Source organism: Streptomyces sp. NPDC060205, assembly GCF_042728395.1.
GTDB lineage: Bacteria > Actinomycetota > Actinomycetes > Streptomycetales > Streptomycetaceae > Streptomyces.
Genome location: NZ_JBHWZP010000020.1, coordinates 1 through 18,520, shown reverse-complemented (window position 1 = coordinate 18,520; position 18,520 = coordinate 1). Strand labels below are relative to the sequence as shown.

The 18,520-nt window shown below is 72.2% G+C and carries 14 protein-coding genes; 11 read left to right on the top strand and 3 right to left on the bottom strand.

The features are described from left to right. Positions 1-4 precede the first annotated feature (4 nt). A complete protein-coding gene (locus tag ACFWGJ_RS05730) occupies positions 5-790 on the bottom strand; it encodes a hypothetical protein (RefSeq protein ID WP_387321308.1) in 786 nt (261 codons plus the stop codon). Between the two features lie 353 nt (positions 791-1,143). Between ACFWGJ_RS05730 and purN the strand changes: the two genes are divergently transcribed. Then, the gene (purN, locus tag ACFWGJ_RS05725) at positions 1,144-1,773 is read left to right on the top strand and encodes a phosphoribosylglycinamide formyltransferase (RefSeq protein WP_387321307.1); all 630 of its coding nucleotides are present in this window, start codon (positions 1,144-1,146) and stop codon (positions 1,771-1,773) included. Then, entirely contained in the window at positions 1,770-3,377 is a 1,608-nt protein-coding gene (purH, locus tag ACFWGJ_RS05720; protein ID WP_387321306.1) for a bifunctional phosphoribosylaminoimidazolecarboxamide formyltransferase/IMP cyclohydrolase, read from the top strand. The genes purN and purH overlap by 4 nt, the downstream gene beginning before the upstream one ends. A 113-nt stretch (positions 3,378-3,490) precedes the next feature. Here purH and ACFWGJ_RS05715 read toward each other — a convergent pair whose 3' ends face one another. Then, entirely contained in the window at positions 3,491-4,138 is a 648-nt protein-coding gene (locus ACFWGJ_RS05715) for a hypothetical protein (protein ID WP_387321305.1), read from the bottom strand. 297 nt (positions 4,139-4,435) lie between these two features. Here ACFWGJ_RS05715 and ACFWGJ_RS05710 point away from each other — a divergent pair, with 297 nt between their 5' ends. The 4 genes from ACFWGJ_RS05710 (at position 4,436) to ACFWGJ_RS05695 (ending at position 9,864) form a co-directional block, all read left to right on the top strand. Then, on the top strand, positions 4,436-5,290 hold the full coding sequence (locus tag ACFWGJ_RS05710) for a bifunctional methylenetetrahydrofolate dehydrogenase/methenyltetrahydrofolate cyclohydrolase (protein WP_387321304.1): 855 nt from the start codon (positions 4,436-4,438) through the stop codon (positions 5,288-5,290). A 307-nt stretch (positions 5,291-5,597) separates the two neighbouring features. Beyond that, entirely contained in the window at positions 5,598-6,308 is a 711-nt protein-coding gene (locus ACFWGJ_RS05705; protein ID WP_387321331.1) for a DUF3017 domain-containing protein, read from the top strand. Positions 6,309-7,059: 751 nt separating this feature from the next. Continuing rightward, entirely contained in the window at positions 7,060-8,289 is a 1,230-nt protein-coding gene (locus tag ACFWGJ_RS05700; protein ID WP_387321303.1) for a DUF2690 domain-containing protein, read from the top strand. Positions 8,290-8,874: 585 nt separating this feature from the next. Continuing rightward, the gene (locus ACFWGJ_RS05695; protein WP_210880743.1) at positions 8,875-9,864 is read left to right on the top strand and encodes a malate dehydrogenase; all 990 of its coding nucleotides are present in this window, start codon (positions 8,875-8,877) and stop codon (positions 9,862-9,864) included. Positions 9,865-9,924: 60 nt separating this feature from the next. On the opposite strand, the gene ACFWGJ_RS05690 is transcribed toward ACFWGJ_RS05695, so the two are convergent. Then, the gene (locus ACFWGJ_RS05690; protein ID WP_387321302.1) at positions 9,925-10,851 is read right to left on the bottom strand and encodes a GNAT family N-acetyltransferase; all 927 of its coding nucleotides are present in this window, start codon (positions 10,849-10,851) and stop codon (positions 9,925-9,927) included. Between the two features lie 170 nt (positions 10,852-11,021). Here ACFWGJ_RS05690 and ACFWGJ_RS05685 point away from each other — a divergent pair, with 170 nt between their 5' ends. From ACFWGJ_RS05685 to ACFWGJ_RS05665, 5 genes are read left to right on the top strand one after another with little or no spacing between them, the layout of a single operon-like run. After that, a complete protein-coding gene (locus tag ACFWGJ_RS05685; protein WP_387321301.1) occupies positions 11,022-12,533 on the top strand; it encodes an aldehyde dehydrogenase family protein in 1,512 nt (503 codons plus the stop codon). Positions 12,534-12,593: 60 nt separating this feature from the next. After that, positions 12,594-14,135, top strand: coding sequence for a GMC family oxidoreductase (locus ACFWGJ_RS05680; RefSeq protein ID WP_381832764.1), 1,542 nt, complete (start codon positions 12,594-12,596; stop codon positions 14,133-14,135). Continuing rightward, a complete protein-coding gene (locus tag ACFWGJ_RS05675; protein ID WP_387321300.1) occupies positions 14,135-15,385 on the top strand; it encodes a glycine betaine/L-proline ABC transporter ATP-binding protein in 1,251 nt (416 codons plus the stop codon). Before ACFWGJ_RS05680 ends, ACFWGJ_RS05675 begins: the two co-directional genes overlap by 1 nt. After that, on the top strand, positions 15,385-17,391 hold the full coding sequence (locus ACFWGJ_RS05670) for an ABC transporter permease (protein ID WP_387321299.1): 2,007 nt from the start codon (positions 15,385-15,387) through the stop codon (positions 17,389-17,391). The genes ACFWGJ_RS05675 and ACFWGJ_RS05670 overlap by 1 nt, the downstream gene beginning before the upstream one ends. 1 nt (position 17,392) lies before the next feature. After that, positions 17,393-18,367 (top strand): ABC transporter substrate-binding protein, encoded by a 975-nt coding sequence (locus tag ACFWGJ_RS05665; protein ID WP_387321298.1) that lies wholly within the window; start codon positions 17,393-17,395, stop codon positions 18,365-18,367. Positions 18,368-18,520 lie beyond the last annotated feature (153 nt).

The following is an 18,520-nucleotide window of genomic DNA, read 5'->3' as shown; positions in this document are numbered from 1 at the left end:
CGGGTCAGTCGCTGGTGCCGAGGAACCGCTGCAGCTCGTCCGGCAGCAGCGTGTCGCAGGACTTCTTCGCCGTGTTGGTGAGGGAGTCGTTCACGCAGGTGTAGTAGTCGCGGTACACGAGCTGGGCCGTGAACGTCGTCGCGACCAGGACGAGCGCCAGGGACGCCGTGACGAGACCGCTGATCGCCGCGGTGGTCTGCGGCTTCGAGTCCCGGCCGGGCGGCGCCGGAGTGTCCGGGTCCGCCGGGCGGGGCTTGGCGCGCAGGGCGCTGATCGACCAGTACAGGGCGAGCGCGCCGAGCAGCAGCGCCACGTACGGCCAGCTGAAGAGGGCGAAGAAGAACGCCCACATGCCGGACAGCAGCGCGTACCGTGCGCGTCGCTGCGCGGGGTCGGTCGGGTCCCAGCGCATCCCCGTACCAGGGCCGCCGGAGCCCTCGGGGCCGCCCTGGCCGCCGCCCGAGTTCCCGGAGCCCGGCCTGTCACCGAAACGGCCGCCCTGCGCGGGCCCCGGCTGCCGGTCGCTCCACTGGCTGCCCCAGGGGGAGCTGCCGTCGTCCTGGCCGCCCCTGCCGTCCTGACCCTGGCCGCCCACGGGCCGCCGCGGCTGCCACGGCCGGTCGGGGGTGCCCTCCGGCGGCGGGGCGAAGGGATTGTCGTCCGAGGGGTTTCCCGGCGCGCCGGAGCCCTGCCCGCTCTCGGGCACGTCGTCGCTCTCCCGCGGTGGGGTGGGGGAGGAGCGCCGCTCGCGCAGCAGGAGCGGAGGGCGTCGGAGACTTCGGTCCGGCATCAGGTGTGCGTCTTCCCCTTGGTGGTGTCGGGCGGTGGTGATCGGCGCCGGTGACCGGCGGGCAGCTGTGCACAGGGTCGGCCACGCCTCCGGGGCTCACTTCCCGGACATTCGTGCCTGTACCTGTCCCTGGTCAACGTCCCGTGTGCACAAGGCGTTCCCCTGCGCGGACCGTCTTCCCGGGGTGGTTCCTCCCCTGACGCTACCTTCCGGCCACGCCCCCGTCCCGTGGGGGCCGTCCGGTGTGCCGGTATCGTTGCTGGCGGTCGGCCGCTTCGTAGACTTCCCCGTATCCGGGGGCGCGAAGCATTCGTACGACCATACAAAGGCACTCCCCGAGAAAGGGCCCCGCCGTGGCCAAGGCCAAGCGCCTCGTCGTGCTGGTCTCCGGATCAGGTACGAATCTGCAGGCCCTCCTCGACGCCATCGCGTCCCAGGGAGTGGCCGGCTACGGAGCCGAGATCGTCGCGGTCGGCGCGGACCGCGGGAACATCGCGGGGCTTGAGCGCGCCGAGCGCGCCGGGCTGCCGACCTTCGTCCACCGGGTGAAGGACTACGGGACCCGTGCCGAGTGGGACGCGGCCCTGGCCGAGGCCACCGAGTCGTACGCACCGGATCTCGTCGTGTCCGCCGGGTTCATGAAGATCGTGGGCAAGGAGTTCCTGGCCCGCTTCGGCGGCCGGTGCGTGAACACCCACCCCGCGCTGCTGCCCAGCTTCCCGGGGGCGCACGGCGTCCGCGACGCCCTCGCCTACGGCGCGAAGGTCACCGGGTGCACCGTCCACTTCGTCGACGACGGCGTCGACACCGGCCCGATCATCGCCCAGGGCGTGGTCGAGGTCCGCAACGAGGACTACGAAGACGATGGATCCGCTCTCCATGAGCGCATCAAGGAAGTCGAGCGAAGGCTGCTCGTCGATGTCGTGGGGCGGCTCGCCCGCAACGGCTATCGCATCGAGGGACGAAAGGTAGTTATCCAGTGACCGCCGAGAGCACAGGCAGCGCAGGCAGCGCCGGCAGCACAGACACGGCCGAGGGCAGCAAGCGCGTCATCCGGCGCGCGCTCGTCAGCGTCTACGACAAGACCGGACTCGAAGAGCTCGCCCAGGGCCTGCACGCGGCCGGCGTGGAGCTGGTCTCCACCGGTTCCACCGCCGCGAGGATCGCCGCCGCCGGGGTCCCCGTCACCAAGGTCGAGGAGCTCACCGGCTTTCCCGAGTGCCTGGACGGCCGGGTCAAGACGCTGCACCCGCGCGTGCACGCGGGCATCCTCGCCGACCTGCGCCTTGAGTCCCACCGGGAGCAGCTCGGCGAGCTGGGCGTCGAGCCGTTCCAGCTGGTCGTCGTGAACCTCTACCCCTTCCGGGAGACCGTCGCCTCGGGTGCCACCCCCGACGAGTGCGTCGAGCAGATCGACATCGGCGGACCCTCGATGGTCCGCGCCGCTGCCAAGAACCACCCGTCCGTCTCCGTGGTCACCAGCCCCGAGCGGTACGCCGACGTGCTGTCCGCGGTCCGCGACGGCGGCTTCGACCTGCACGCCCGCAAGCGGCTCGCCGCCGAGGCCTTCCAGCACACCGCCGCGTACGACGTCACCGTCGCCTCCTGGTTCGCGAGCGAGTACGCGCCCGCCGACGACTCGGGCTTCCCCGAGTTCATCGGCTCGACCTTCGAGAAGCGCAACACCCTGCGCTACGGCGAGAACCCGCACCAGGGTGCCGCGCTGTACGTCGACGGGACGGGCGGCCTGGCCGACGCCGAGCAGCTGCACGGCAAGGAGATGTCCTTCAACAACTACACGGACACGGACGCCGCGCGCCGTGCCGCGTACGACCACGACGACCCGTGCGTCGCGATCATCAAGCACGCCAACCCGTGCGGCATCGCGATCGGCGCGAACGTCGCCGAGGCGCACCGCAAGGCGCACGCCTGCGACCCGCTCTCCGCGTTCGGCGGCGTCATCGCCGTCAACCGCCCCGTCTCCAAGGAGATGGCGGAGCAGGTCGCGGAGATCTTCACCGAGGTCATCGTCGCGCCCGAGTACGAGGACGGCGCGCTGGAGGCCCTCGCCAAGAAGAAGAACATCCGCGTGCTGCGCGCCCACCAGGCGCCGTCCGCGCAGGTCGAGGTCAAGCAGATCGACGGCGGCCGGCTCCTGCAGGTCACCGACCGGCTCCAGGCCGACGGCGACGACCCGTCCTCCTGGACCCTCGCGACCGGCGACGCCCTCTCGCCGGGCGAGCTGGACGAGCTGGCCTTCGCCTGGCGCGCCTGCCGGGCCGTCAAGTCCAACGCGATCCTCCTCGCCAAGGACGGCGCCTCCGTCGGCGTCGGCATGGGCCAGGTCAACCGCGTCGACTCCGCCAAGCTCGCGGTCGAGCGCGCGGGCGCCGAGCGGGCCCGGGGCTCCTTCGCCGCCTCGGACGCCTTCTTCCCGTTCCCCGACGGCCTGGAGATCCTGACCGCGGCCGGCGTCAGGGCAGTGGTCCAGCCCGGCGGTTCGGTCCGCGACGACCTGGTCGTCGAGGCGGCCAAGAAGGCGGGCGTCACCATGTACTTCACGGGGACGCGCCACTTCTTCCACTAGGACTCCGGCAGGACCCCGGTACGCGCCAGGGCCGTGTTCCCCCTCGCGAGGCGGAGCACGGCCCTTGGCGTGTGAACGGCGCGTGTACGGCGCGGACGAGCCGTTTTTCCGGATCAGTACCGCGGGCGCTTGAACCAGGCCGAGGCGGCGCCGTTCACCATCGAGGCGAGGATGATGCCGGCGATGGCCAGGGAGATGATCCCGCCGAAGGTGACGGAACCGCCGCCGCCCTGCACGAGGTTGCTGAGACCGCCGAGGATCATCAGCGACGCGTACACGATCGTCGTGACGCGGATGCCCGTGCCGCCGGTCTTGAACTTCACGCCCAGGAAGATCGACAGGGCGCCGACGCCGACCAGGAACGCCGCGAGCACGAAGCCCAGGCCCGCGAGGGTGTCGGTGTCGTCGCCGCTGCCGAAGCCGTTCGACGCGTCCTGTGCGGCGCCGATGGCTATGCCGGCGATGATCCCGAACAGGATCTGCAGGCCCGCCAGGATGAACAGCAGGACGCGCGCGGTCTTCATCAGACCCGGCATCTCCATCGGGATGTGGTTGCCGCCCGGGTAACCGGGATACGCCGGCTGCTGCGGGTAGCCGTAGCCGTAGCCGGGCTGCTGGGGCGGGGCGCCCTGCGGGTAGCCGTAACCGGGCTGGCCCTGCGGCGGATAGCCGGGCTGGCCCTGCGGCTGCTGCGGCGGATAGCCGGGCTGCTGGCCCTGGGGAGGCGGACCGTAGGGGTTGTTCGGATCGCCGAAACTCATGGCGTCTTTCCTCCGTCGTTGCGTCAAGTGCGGGGACGACGCGGCACATTTCGGAGGAAAGTTCTACAGATGCGGTTCGTCCCCCCGGTACTGTCCGCGGCACTGTGTCATTCATCGTCCTTAACGCGTCACTTATTTGTCCAGCCGGATACCGGCTGCGTTGTGCAAGTGCAACCTCGTCGATCATGGGGCGAAGCGGGACAGGGACGGGGTGGGACGGGGCGTCCGGGGAGGCCGGGGGCCGTGGGCGGGGGGCCGGATTGGAACCGGGGCCCGGTCATCCGCGAGGATGGGCCCATGACCGCCCAGATTCTCGATGGCAAGGCCACCGCAGCCGCGATCAAGTCCGATCTGACCGTCCGCGTGGCGGCCCTGAAGGAGAGGGGCATCACGCCCGGACTCGGGACCGTCCTGGTCGGTGAGGACCCCGGCAGCCAGAAGTACGTCGCGGGCAAGCACCGCGACTGCGCGCAGGTCGGTATCGCCTCCATCCAGCGTGAACTGCCCGCGACCGCCACGCAGGAGGAGATCGAGGCGGTCGTCCGCGAGCTCAACGACGACCCGGCCTGCACCGGGTACATCGTGCAGCTGCCGCTTCCCAAGGGCATCGACGAGAACCGCATCCTCGAACTGATGGACCCGGACAAGGACGCGGACGGGCTCCACCCGATGAACCTCGGCCGCCTCGTCCTGAACGAGCCGGCCCCGCTGCCCTGCACCCCGAACGGCGTCCTGACCCTGCTCCGGCAGTACGGAGTGGAGATCAAGGGCGCGGAGGTCGTGGTCGTCGGCCGCGGTGTGACCATCGGCCGGTCGATGCCGCTGCTGCTCACGCGGCGCTCGGAGAACGCGACGGTCACGCAGTGCCACACCGGTACGCGTGATCTGGCCGCGCATCTGCGGCAGGCCGACATCATCGTGGCCGCGGCGGGTTCCGCGCACCTGATCCGCCCCGAGGACGTGAAGCCGGGGGCGGCCGTCCTCGACGTCGGCGTCTCCCGCAACGCCGAGGGCAAGATCGTGGGCGACGTCCACCCCGGGGTGGCCGAGGTCGCCGCGTGGATCTCGCCGAACCCGGGCGGAGTGGGCCCGATGACCCGCGCCCAGCTCCTCGTCAACGTGGTCGAGGCGGCGGAACGCAGTGCCGGCTGACCGCGAGGGGGCGATCCCTACGGAGGATGCCGTGACCTCCACGGAGAACGAAGTCCGGGACCGGGCCGACGCCCCGACCCCGGCCGAGACGCCGGCTCCGGCCCCGGACTCGGCCCCGGCCGAGACGTCGGCTCCGGCCGAGACGTCGGCTCCGGCCACGACGTCGGCGTCGGCCAAGACTGAGGCGTCGGCTCCGGCCCCGGACTCGGCCCCGGCCACGACATCGGCGTCGGCCAAGACTGAGGCGTCGGCTCCGGCCACGACGTCGGCGTCGGCCAAGTCCGGGACGTCGGCTTCGGCCTCGGCCCTGGACCCGGCCGACAACGGAGGCCCGGCTCGGCAGGACGCCGTTCGACCGGGGTCCGGCCCGGCTGCGGCCCCGGCGTCGGCGTCGGCGTCGGCGTCGGCGTCCGGCCCGGCACCGGACCCGGCTGCGGGACCGGTCTCGGACCCGGTCTCCGGGCCGGACGCGGGATCCGGTTCGGCTCCGGAATCGGCTTCCGGAGCCGGTACGGAAGCCGGATCAGCTGCTGAAGCGGCGCCGGAAGCCGGCACCGGAGCCGCTCAGGACGACGAGTTGACCGTCAGTGACGCCGTCAGTGCGCCCGGGCCCGACGGGAGGCCCCGGCGGGTCACGCGGCGGTTCCCGTTGTTCACCCGCGACACCGCGCGGCCCGAGGGCGGCGGCAGGGCGGCCCCCCGCGGAGCGCCCGCGCCCGCACGGCAGTGGCCGATCCTCGCGGTCACCGCACTGGTCGGACTCGGACTGCTGCTGACCGCGCTCGACGCGTTCAAGGCGGGGACCCTGCTGATCGGCATCGCGCTGCTCGCGGGCGCCGCCATGCGCTGGGTGCTGCCCGACGTGGGCATGCTCGCCGTCCGCTCCCGGTTCACGGACCTCGTCACGTACGGCGTCCTGGGGGCGACCATCGCCCTGCTCGCGATGATGGCGCAGCCGAATCCCTGGCTGGAGCTTCCGTTCCTGGACGACACGCTGCACTTCACGATCAGGACGTAGCGGTAGCGCTCCGCCGGGCGCCGTCCGGTTCGGTGCCGTCGGGGTCGGGGCCGGGCGTCGAGGGGATCTGGCGGTCCGTCGTGGCTGAGCGCGCAGTTCCCCGCGCCCCTCAGGGGCCGGGGCCGCGTGGGCCGAAGCGGCGGCGCCCGTCCGCTCCCCCGAAGCGCGGAGGGGCGCCGCCTGGGACAAGGGTCATGGACGTGCCAACGGGCGTTCAATACCTGTCAGTCGCCTGTGGCAGGGCGGTGACGGTTCCGGCACCTCCCGCGCGCGGGGCGCGCAAAACGTGTCCTCGCCGCCACCGGTCGCCCAGGACGCCGGACGCGCCACCGGTTCCGTCGATAGCCTGGCGGACCGACCGCGGCCGTCGCCTCATCGTGACGGCGGCGAACGGTCGACGATCCGATCTGCCCCTGGTGTGCGTGTGATCCCCCTGAAGCCGCGAGTGACGCACGAGGTCGTGCATGTGTTCCCTGCGTGTCGATGTGTTGACGAGTTCGAGAACGCGCATGTCCCCGTCCGACGGTCCGGCCGACGCGTCAGCCGAGCGGCAAGTCGGTGGGACACTGGACCGCAGACCAGGGGGCATGCGACGGTGCATGCCCACAGGCCCGAATGCTCCCGTGCGCCCCCCTCCCGGGAACTGAGATCCTGACCGAACGCATCCCTGTGGGTAGCCGGAACGGGGACTCGGCAAGGGCTTCACATGCGGGAAAAGACCAGCACGTACGGGGGGAAGAGGGGGGTACCAATGCCTCGTTGGAGGCCCTTGCCGGATGAACTCGATCCGCAGGTAAGGGAGTTCGCCAGCCAGTTGCGCCGACTGGTCGACCGCGGTGGGCTGAGTATCGCCGCCGTGGCCGACCGCACGGGATACAGCAAGACGTCCTGGGAGCGGTATCTGAACGGCCGCCTGCTCGCGCCTAAGGGCGCGATCGTGGCGTTGGCCGAGGTGACCGGGACCAATCCCGTCCATCTGACGACGATGTGGGAGCTCGCCGAGCGCGCCTGGAGCCGTTCGGAGATGCGCCACGACATGACCATGGAGGCGATAAGGATCTCCCAGGCGCGCGCCGCGCTGGGGGAGTTCGGGCCGACTCCGGCCAAGGGGGGAAAGAGCGGGAAGCAGGCGCGTGCCGGGGGAAGCGCGACCGCGCCCAAGCCGGGTATCGCGGGCCCGGCCGGCGTGTCACCCACCGTGCCTCCGCAGAGCCCGGCACAGGGGGACGAGCGCAGGCCGTCCTACGGAGCCGGCGCCGGTGCCGGCAGCGGCGGCGAGGGTGCCGGCGCGAGGACCGGTGCGGATGCGCGAGGTGGCGGTTGGGGAGTCGTGGCCTCGCCCCCGGGATCGTCCGGTGCCTCCGGTTACGGCCCGCCGGGAGCGTACGGGCCCGCCGGTTCGGCCGGTTCGGCCGGTTCCGCGGGGCCCGGCGGTCCGGCCGGGGGCACGCCTCAGGACGCCAGGCCGAGAACCGGCGGTGCGCCCGGAGGGGAGCCGCGCAAGCGGCGGCTCACCATGTTCCTCGCCGGGGTCGTGGGCGCGCTCGTGCTGGTGGCAGCGGCCGTGTACGTCACGAGCTCCGGCGGTGACGAGGGCAAGGACGAGGCCAAGCCGACCCCGAGTCCGACGGTGAGCAAGGAACTGCCGGTCGGCGTCAAGTGCAGCGGCACGGACTGCGCGGGCAAGGACCCGGAGAACATGGGCTGCGGCGGGACGCTGGCGCAGACCGTGGAGAAGGCCGTTGTCGGCACCGCCCAGGTCGAGGTCCGGTACAGCGAGACGTGCGGTGCCGCGTGGGCCCGTATCACCGCGGCCGGAGCGGGGGACACGGTCCGGATATCGGCCGGCTCGGCTGCCGCGCAGACCGCCGAGGTCGAGACGGACACCGACGCGTACACCCCGATGGTCGCGGTGAAGAGCGCCACCGGGGCGAAGGCCTGCGCGACGCTCGCGTCGGGCGTGGAGGGCTGCACGAAGTAGGTGTTCGCGACCCGGACGGGCGCCCGACTCCCTTGAGCCGGGCGCCCGTTGCCGTGCGGGAGGAATGGCCGCCGCCCTACGGGGCAGGCGGACCGTACCCCCACGGGAGTCCGGCGCAATGTTGCAGGATGGCAGCCCCCGAGCCGCCGACCGGCACCCCCACCTGGCGGCCGTTGGCCCACTCTCCCGGATCAACGGCCGCCACCCCCACCCCAAAGGACCGCGAGCAACGCCGCAGTCTCGTCGCCCCTAAGGGGCGCGGGGAACGGCGCTGTCTTTTCGTCCTTGAGGGGCGCAGCCCCTTCAGGGGCGCGGGGAACTGCGCGACCAGCCCCCACCGCCCCGCACCCGACAACGCACCCAGCCCAGCGGGCTCTGCCGACCGCAGGGCACGGCCCTGTGGGACGCCCCACATCGGCCCCGGCCGTCCGGGATCCCGGATGCGCGATAGCCTGACCGCTGGATCTCTCTTGACGCCGAGAGATCGATCATCGGCACCGGTGATCGATCATCGCGCCGCCAGGGCCGGGATCCCGCACCCCGGGGCAGGGACGCCCCACCGTCAGCTGCCATACGGAGAACGCCATGACCCGCACTCCCGTGAACGTCACCGTCACCGGCGCGGCCGGCCAGATCGGTTACGCCCTGCTCTTCCGCATCGCCTCCGGCCAGCTGCTCGGCGCGGACGTGCCGGTCAAGCTGCGTCTGCTGGAGATCACGCCGGCGCTGAAGGCCGCCGAGGGCACCGCCATGGAGCTCGACGACTCCGCCTTCCCGCTCCTTCAGGGCATCGACATCACCGACGACCCGAACGTGGCCTTCGACGGCACGAACGTCGGTCTGCTCGTCGGCGCCCGCCCCCGTACCAAGGGCATGGAGCGCGGTGACCTCCTGGAGGCCAACGGCGGCATCTTCAAGCCCCAGGGCAAGGCCATCAACGACAACGCCGCGGACGACGTCAAGATCCTCGTCGTCGGCAACCCGGCGAACACCAACGCCCTCATCGCCCAGGCCGCCGCCCCGGACGTACCGGCGGAGCGTTTCACCGCGATGACCCGCCTGGACCACAACCGCGCGCTCACGCAGCTCGCGAAGAAGACGGGCTCCACGGTCGCGGACATCCAGCGCCTGACCATCTGGGGCAACCACTCCGCCACGCAGTACCCCGACATCTTCCACGCCACGATCGCCGGCAAGAACGCCGCCGAGACCGTGAACGACGAGAAGTGGCTGGCCGAGGAGTTCATCCCGACCGTCGCCAAGCGCGGTGCGGCCATCATCGAGGCCCGTGGCGCCTCCTCCGCGGCCTCGGCCGCGAACGCCGCCATCGACCACGTCCACACCTGGGTCAACGGCACGGCGGACGGCGACTGGACCTCCATGGGCATCCCGTCCGACGGTTCGTACGGCGTCCCGGAGGGCCTCATCTCCTCCTTCCCCGTCACCACGAAGGACGGCTCGTACGAGATCGTCCAGGGTCTCGACATCAACGAGTTCTCCCGCGCCCGTATCGACGCGTCGGTGCAGGAGCTCGCGGAGGAGCGCGAGGCGGTCCGCGCCCTCGGCCTCATCTAGGCACCGGAGCCCACGGGCCCTGCTTGTCCTGTCACCGATCCCCGGGCGCCCGCCCGGGGATCAGTGCGTTCCGGGCCCCGCCCCGGCGGGGGTGAGCGGTTTCTCGAACCAGTACCCGGCGTGCGGGTTGTCGTCGTACGCCGGGATCTCGGTGTATCCGCCGCTCCGGTACATCGCCGCCGCCTCCTTGAGCACCCTGTGCGTGTCCAGGCGTACGACGCGATGGCCGCGCCCGGCCGCCACCTGCTCCAGCCCCGTCAGCAGCCGGCGTCCGAGGCCCAGCCCGCGCGCCTGCGGGTGCACCCACAGATGCCGGATCTCGGCCGTGTCCGCGTCGAGCGCGCACAGCGCCCCGCAGCCGACGGCACGTTCCTCCTCGTATGCGACGAGGAGCGCGGCGATCCGCTCCGGCGGTACCAGGTCGGTGGCGGCGTACCCCTCGGGGAACCGTCCGTCGAGTTCGGCGGCGTAGGCGGCGAGGCAGGCACGGGCGTCGGGTGAGGCCGCCCCGACGGCCCGTACCGTGATCGCGGCCAGTCGCAGCAGCCGCTCGGAGACCGCGACCGCCTCGGTCAGCCGGCCCCGCTGGGTCTCGGTCAGTCCGCGCAGCAGGCCCTCGGCGAGGCCGTCCGCGCGGCGGTTCTGCTCCGCCAGTTCGGTCCGGCCGGCCGGGGTGGGTTCCGCGAGGCGCAGTCTGCTGTCCGCCGGGTGCACGGTGACCCGTACGAGCCCCTGTTTCTCCAGCGCGCGCACCATCCGGCTCAAATATCCGGCGTCGAGGCCGAGCCGGGTCCGCAGCTCCCGCAGGGACGCGCCGGCTCCGATCTCGTACAGCAGCCGTGCCTCGCCGAGGGGGCGGTCCTGTCCGAGGTAGTGATCGTCGAGTACGCCGATCCGGCGTGTGAAGTAGCGGTTGAAGCGACGCAGGGCCGTCACGTGCGCGGCGGACACCCCGCGGCCGGGGACGGACGCTGATACCGGCTCCATAATCTTTGACTTTAGTCAAAGAGTCGCCGGAGTGTCCATGTTTCGGGCGGCTTGTCAGTGACCCCGCGCACTTCGGCGGCGGCGCGCGCATGACATCCGGGCCGAGGGGCAGGTGCACCCGGCCCCGAGAGGGACGGGCACGGAACAGGAACGGAAGGCAGCACCGGATCATGTCGGGACACCAGGCGCAGCAGACGATTCACGTGGACGGCGAGTGGCGCGCGGCCGCCTCGGGAGCCGTACGGGACATCCTCGACCCGGCGGACGCGAAGCCGTTCGCCCAGGTCGCCGAGGGCGGGGTGCCTGACACGGACGCCGCCGTCGAGGCCGCCCGGCGCGCCTTCGACCACGGACAGTGGCCCCGCACGCCCGTCACCGAGCGGGCCGCCCTGCTGCGCCGGGTCGCCGACCTCCTCGTCCGTGACCGCGAGAAGCTCGGGCTCCTGGAGAGCCGGGACGCGGGCAAGACGCTGGAGGAGGGGCGGGTCGACATCGACTGCGTCGCCGACGCCTTCCGGTACTTCGCCGATCTCGTCGTCGGTGAGGGCGGCGGCCGGGTCGTCGACGCCGGCTCGGACGACATCCACAGCGTCGTCGTGCACGAGCCCGTCGGCGTCTGCGCGATGATCACGCCCTGGAACTACCCGCTGCTGCAGGCCAGCTGGAAGGTCGCCCCGGCCCTCGCCGCGGGGAACACCTTCGTCCTCAAGCCCAGCGAGATCACCCCGCTGACCACCGTCGCCCTGATCGAGCTGCTGGTGGAGGCCGGGCTGCCGGCCGGAGTGGCCAATCTCGTCACGGGCCCCGGGCACAGCGTCGGCGCCCGGCTCGCCGAGCACCCCGGCGTCGACCTCGTCTCCTTCACCGGCGGCCTCGCCAGCGGTACGAAGGTCGCGCAGGCCGCCGCCCTCACGGTGAAGAAGGTCGCCCTCGAACTCGGCGGCAAGAACCCCAACGTCGTCTTCGCCGACTCCTGCGCCACCGAGGAGGGCTTCGACACCGCCGTCGACCAGGCGCTCAACGCCGCGTTCATCCACAGCGGCCAGGTCTGCTCGGCGGGCTCCCGGCTGATCATCGAGGAGTCGGTCCGGGACCGGTTCGTCACCGAACTGGTCCGGCGCGCCGAGCTGATCCGGCTCGGCCGCGGCACCGAGGAGGGCGTCGAGTGCGGCCCGCTGGTCTCCGCCGAACAGCGCGAGAAGACCGAGGGGTACGTGGCCGCCGCCCTGGCGGAGGGCGCGGTGCTGCGGACCGGCGGCGCCCGCCCCGACCCCTCCGACCGGCTCCCCGCGACCGGCTACTTCTACGAGCCGACGGTCCTCGACCAGTGCCACCGCGAGATGCGCGTCGTACGGGAGGAGGTCTTCGGGCCCGTCCTGACGGTGGAGACCTTCCGTACGGAGGACGAGGCCGTGGCGCTCGCCAACGACACGGAGTACGGACTCGCGGGAGGCGTCTGGACCGCCGACGCGGGGCGCGCCCGGCGCGTGGCGGGACGGCTGCGGCACGGCACCGTCTGGATCAACGACTTCCACCCCTACCTTCCGCAGGCGGAGTGGGGCGGCTTCGGCAAGAGCGGCGTCGGCCGCGAGCTGGGCCCCGCGGGCCTCGCCGAGTACCGCGAGACGAAGCACGTCTACCAGAACCTCGCCCCGAAGCCGGTCCGCTGGTTCGCGGGCTGACGCCCGCTACCCCGTCACCGTCAACTCCCCACCGCACAAGGCACGCTGGAGCGCAACGCCATGCCCGAAAACAAGCACGACCATGAGCACACGTACGACTACGTCGTCATCGGCGGCGGCACCGCGGGATCCGTCATCGCCTCCCGGCTCACCGAGAACCCCGAGGTCACCGTCGCCGTCATCGAGGGCGGCCCCAGCGACGTGGACCGGGACGACGTCCTGACCCTGCGCCGCTGGATGGGCCTGCTCGGCGGCGAACTGGACTACGACTACCCGACGACCGAGCAGCCGCGCGGCAACTCGCACATCCGGCACAGCCGCGCCAGGGTCCTCGGCGGCTGCTCCTCGCACAACACCCTCATCGCGTTCAAGCCGCTGCCGTCCGACTGGGACGAGTGGGAGGCGGCGGGCGCCGAGGGCTGGGGATCGGTCCCGATGGAGGCGTACTTCCCGCGGCTGCGCAACAACATCGTGCCGGTCGACGAGAAGGACCGGAACGCCATCGCCCGCGACTTCGTGGACGCGGCGCAGTCCACGCTCGGTGTGCCGCGCGTGGAGGGCTTCAACAGGAAGCCGTTCACCGAGGGCGTCGGCTTCTTCGACCTCGCGTACCACCCCGAGACCAACAAGCGCTCCAGCGCGTCCGTCGCCTATCTGCACCCCTTCATGGACGAGCGGCCCAACCTCCACCTGTACCTGGAGACCTGGGCCCACAAGCTGGAGCTGGACGGCACCCGGGCCCGCGGGGTCCACGTGACGGCGAAGGACGGCGGCGAACTCCTCGTACGGGCCCGCCGTGAGGTCCTGCTGTGCGCCGGCGCCGTCGACTCGCCCCGGCTGCTGCTGCACTCCGGCATCGGGCCGCGCGCGGACCTCGAAGAGCTCGGCATACCCGTGGCCCACGACCTGCCGGGCGTCGGCGAGAACCTGCTCGACCACCCCGAGTCGGTCATCGTCTGGGAGACGGACGGGCCGATCCCCGAGAACTCCGCGATGGACTCCGACGCGGGCCTGTTCGTGCGGCGGGACCCCGAACGGGCGGGCCCCGACCTGATGTTCCACTTCTACCAGATCCCGTTCACGGACAATCCGGAGCGCCTCGGCTACGAACGCCCCGCGCACGGCGTCTCGATGACCCCGAACATCCCCAAGCCGCGCAGCCGCGGCCGGCTCTACCTGACCAGCGCCGACCCGGCCGAGAAGCCCGCCCTCGACTTCCGCTACTTCACGGACGAGGACGACTACGACGGCCGCACCCTCGTCGACGGCATCAAAATCGCCCGCGAGATCGCGCGGAGCGAACCGCTCGCGCACTGGCTCACCCGCGAGGTGTGCCCCGGCCCCGACGTCACCGGCGACGAGGAACTGAGCGAGTACGCGCGCAAGGTCGCCCACACCGTGTACCACCCGGCGGGCACCTGCCGGATGGGCGCGGCCGACGACCGGCTCGCCGTCGTGGACCCCGAGTTGCGCATCCGCGGTCTCGACGGCATCCGGATCGCCGACGCGTCCGTCTTTCCGACCATGCCCGCCGTGAACCCGATGATCGGGGTCCTCATGGTCGGCGAGAAGTGCGTGGACCTGCTGGGAGGCGGTGCGTGATGAGTACGACGATCTCTGTTCAGGAAGCCGCCGCCGAGCGCGCGGGTGCCGAGGACGCCAAGGGCGCCGAGCCCGTCTTCTCCGTCGACGGCCTGTGGAAGGTCTTCGGCCCCAAGGCCGACCGGGTCCCCGCCGACCCCGAGCTGGCCGCCCTCTCCGCCGCCGAACTGCGCACCCGTACCGGCTGCACGGCCGCCGTCCGGGACGTGAGCTTCGATGTGCGCAAGGGCGAGGTCTTCGTCGTCATGGGCCTGTCCGGCTCGGGCAAGTCGACCCTCGTACGCTGTCTGACCCGGCTCATCGAACCGACCGCCGGCACGATCGCCATCGACGGCGAGGACGTGCGCGCGATGGACAGGGCACGGCTGCGCGCACTGCGCCGCCACCGTGCCGCCATGGTCTTCCAGCACTTCGGCCTGCTGCCGCACCGCTCCGTCCTCGACAACGTCGCGTACGGGCTTGAGGTCCAGGGCGTGCCGAAGCGCGAGCGGCGGGCGAAGGCGCAGGAGGTCGTCGCGAAGGTCGGCCTCGAAGGCATGGAGCAGCGCAGGCCCGGTCAGCTCTCCGGCGGCCAGCAGCAGCGGGTGGGTCTCGCGCGGGCGCTGGCGGTGGATCCCGAAGTCCTGCTCTTCGATGAACCGTTCAGTGCTCTCGATCCGATGATTCGACGGGACATGCAGGAGGAGGTGATCCGGTTGCACGGCGAGGAGGGCCGCACGATGGTGTTCATCACGCACGACCTGAACGAGGCGCTGCGCCTGGGCGACCGGATCGCCCTCATGCGCGACGGCCGCATCGTCCAGCTGGGCACACCCGAGGAGATCGTGGGCTCGCCCGCCGACGACTACGTACGGGAGTTCGTCCGGGACGTGCCGCGCGAGCAGGTCATGACGGTCCGCAGAGCCATGCGGGCCGCGTCCGCGCAGGAGGCCGGCGAGGGTCCGGCGCTGTCGCCCGAGGCCACGGTCTCGCAGGCCATCGAGGCGGTCGCGCGCTCGGGGCAGACCGCCCGCGTGGTGGACCGGGGGCGCTGCCTCGGAGTCGTGGACTCGGACGCGCTGCTGGAGGTGGTGGCGGGGACGGCCACCCAGTCGGCGGGGTCGGCGGGGTCGGCGGGGGCGGCAGGGGCGGCAGGGGCGGCCGGGTCCGTCGCGTCCGCCGGGTCCGCGGGGTTGGCCGGGTCGGCCGGGTCCGCGGGGTCGGCCGGGTCCGTCGGCTCGGCCGGGTCGGCTCGCGAAGGGGTGGCCTGATGGCCACCGCCACCGCGTCCGCTCCCCGTACGGCCCTGCCCGGCCTCCTCGGCTTCCTGCGGCGCCCGGCCGTCGGCAAGCTCGTCCTGCTCGCCGTCGCCGCGGCCGTCCTCGTGCCGCTGGCCGACTCCCGCTGGGCGAGCGGCAGTTGGCCGGGGGCCCTCACCGTCGACCTCAGCGAACCCCTCGGCAGGGCCAGCACCTGGATCATCGACAACCGCGACAGCCACCCGCTGTTCCTCTACTTCTTCGGGCACGTGTCGAACGCGGTCGTCCTCGCCGTGCGCGCCGTCTACCTCGTCCTGCTCGCCGCGGGCTGGGCGGGCGTCACGGCCGCGGCGGCACTGATCGCCTGGCGGGTCGCCGGAGTACGGCTCGCGCTCGGCACGGGCGCCGCGGTCCTCACCTGCGGGCTGCTCGGTATGTGGGTGCCCACCATGCAGACCCTCGCGCTCATGGTGGTCGCGGTCCTCGCGTCCGTCGCCCTGGGCGCGCTGCTGGGCCTCGCCGCCGGACTCTCCGACCGCACGTACCGCGCCCTGCGGCCCGTCCTCGACACCATGCAGGTGCTCCCGGCCTTCGCGTACCTCCTGCCGGTCGTCCTCGTCTTCGGCATCGGCGTCCCGGCCGCGGTGCTCGCCACCGTCGTGTACGCGGCCCCGCCCATGGCCCGCCTGACCGCGCTCGGGCTGCGCGGCGCGGACGCCGGGGTGATGGAGGCCGTCGAGTCCCTGGGCACCACCGCGCGGCAGCGGCTGTTCACGGCCCGGCTGCCGCTCGCCCGCAAGGAACTCCTGCTCGGCCTCAACCAGACCATCATGATGGCCCTGTCGATGGCCGTCATCGCGTCCGTCATCGGCGCGGGCGGCCTCGGCGACCGCGTCTACCAGGCGCTCGCCTCGGTCGACGTGGGCGCCGCGCTCGCCGCCGGCATCCCGATCGTGCTGCTCGCGGTCGTCCTGGACCGGGTGACGGGAGCGGCGGGATCGGCGGGATCGGAGGGATCGGCGGCTTCGGCGGGGGAGGGGTCCGAAGGGGCCGGCTTCCGCTGGACCGGTTGGGCCGGTGGGCGCGGCTGGGCGCCGGCCGCAGTCGCCGCGGTGGCCGTCGCGGTCGCCGGGCGGCTGGCCGGCCGGCTCGACTGGCCCGAGGCCTGGATCGTGAACATCGCCGAGCCGGTGAACCGCGCCGTCGACTGGATGACCGACCACCTCTACTCCGGCGTCCCCTATGTGGGCGGCACCGCCGACTGGGCGGCCCACTTCACCACCGGTGTCCTGAACCCGGTGCGCGACGGCCTGCAGTGGCTGCCCTGGTGGGCGGTCCTGCTGACCGTCGCCGCGCTCGCCTGGCTGATCGGCACCTGGCGCACCGCCCTGACCGCCGTCCTCGCGATGGCCGCGATCGGGGTGCTCGGTGTGTGGCAGCCGTCCCTCGATACGCTCTCGCAGGTCCTCGCGGCGGTCGCGGTCACGCTGGTCCTCGGCTTCGGCACGGCCGTCGCGGCGGCCCGCAGCGAGCGCTGCGAACGCCTCCTGCGCCCCGTCCTGGACGTCTTCCAGACGATGCCGCAGTTCGTCTACCTCATACCCGTCGTGGCGCTCTTCGGCGTCGGCCGGGCCCCCGCGGTCGCCGCCGCGGTCGTCTACGCGCTGCCCGCCGTCGTCCGCATCACCACACAGGGCCTGCGCAGCGTGGACCCGGCGGCCATGGAGTCCTCGCGCTCCATGGGCGCGACCGGCTGGCAGCAACTGCGCCAGGTGCAGCTGCCGCTGGCCCGCCCCGCCCTGCTGCTCGCCGTGAACCAGGGCGTCGTCCTCGTCCTCGCCGTCGTCATCATCGGCGGCCTGGTCGGCGGCGGCGCGCTCGGTTACGACGTCGTGTTCGGGCTCGCCCAGGGCGACCTGGCCACGGGTCTGGTGGCCGGCGCGGCGATCGTCTGCCTCGGCCTGATGCTCGACCGGGTCACGCAACCGACGCGGGGCCGTACGAAGAAGGGAGCCTGAGATGCGTACGCGTACGACACGCAGGAGGTCAGGCGCGCTCGCGGCCGGCTGCTCCCTGCTGGTGCTGGCGACCGGCTGCGGAGCCGCCGACATGACCAAGCAGGCCTCGCCCTTCGCCAACGCGCAGGGCGCGAAAACCGTGACCCTCTCCACACAGTCCTGGGTCGGGGCGCAGGCCAACGTGGCCGTCGCCCAGTACCTGCTGGAGCACGAACTGGGCTATCGCGTCGACACCGTCCAGGTCGACGAGGTGCCCGCGTGGGACGCGCTCAGCCAGGGCCGCGTCGACGCGATCCTGGAGGACTGGGGCCACCCCGAGCAGGAACAGCGCTACGTCGAGGACAAGAAGACGATCGTGGACGGCGGCGGCCTCGGCGTCACCGGGCACATCGGCTGGTTCGTCCCGACGTACTTCGCGAAGCAGCACCCCGACGTGACGGACTGGAAGAACCTGAACAAGTACGCCGACCAGCTGCGCACCGCCGAGAGCGGCGGCAAGGGGCAGCTGCTCGACGGCTCGCCCTCCTACGTCACGAACGACAAGGCGCTGGTGAAGAACCTGGACCTCGACTTCCAGGTGGTGTTCGCCGGTTCGGAGGCGGCGCAGATCACGCAGATGCGGCAGTTCGCCAAGGAGAGGAAGCCGTTTCTCACGTACTGGTACTCGCCGCAGTGGCTCTTCGAGAAGGTGCCGATGACGGAGGTGAAGCTGCCCGCGTACAAGGAGGGCTGCGACGCGGATCCGGACGCCGTCGCCTGCGCGTATCCGCACACGCCGCTGCGCAAGTACCTCAACGCGGACTTCGCGCGGTCGGGTGGCGGGGCCGCCGCGTTCCTGAAGAAGTTCAAGTGGACGACCGAGGACCAGAACGAGGTCTCCCTCCTGATCGCGGAGCAGAAACTCTCTCCGGAGGAGGCGGCGAAGAAGTGGGTACGGGGCCATGAACGCACGTGGAGGACTTGGCTGGCCCGGTAGCCGACGGGGGGCGTCTGACGTCGCTCGTCGGCTGCGGCCCGGTGGGGGCCGGCCGCGCAGTTCCCCGCGCCCCTGAAAGACCGGGCCGGCCGCCGCTGCCCTGTGCCGCTCAAAGCGAAAAGATTGCGCAGTTCCCCGCGCCCCTGATGGGGG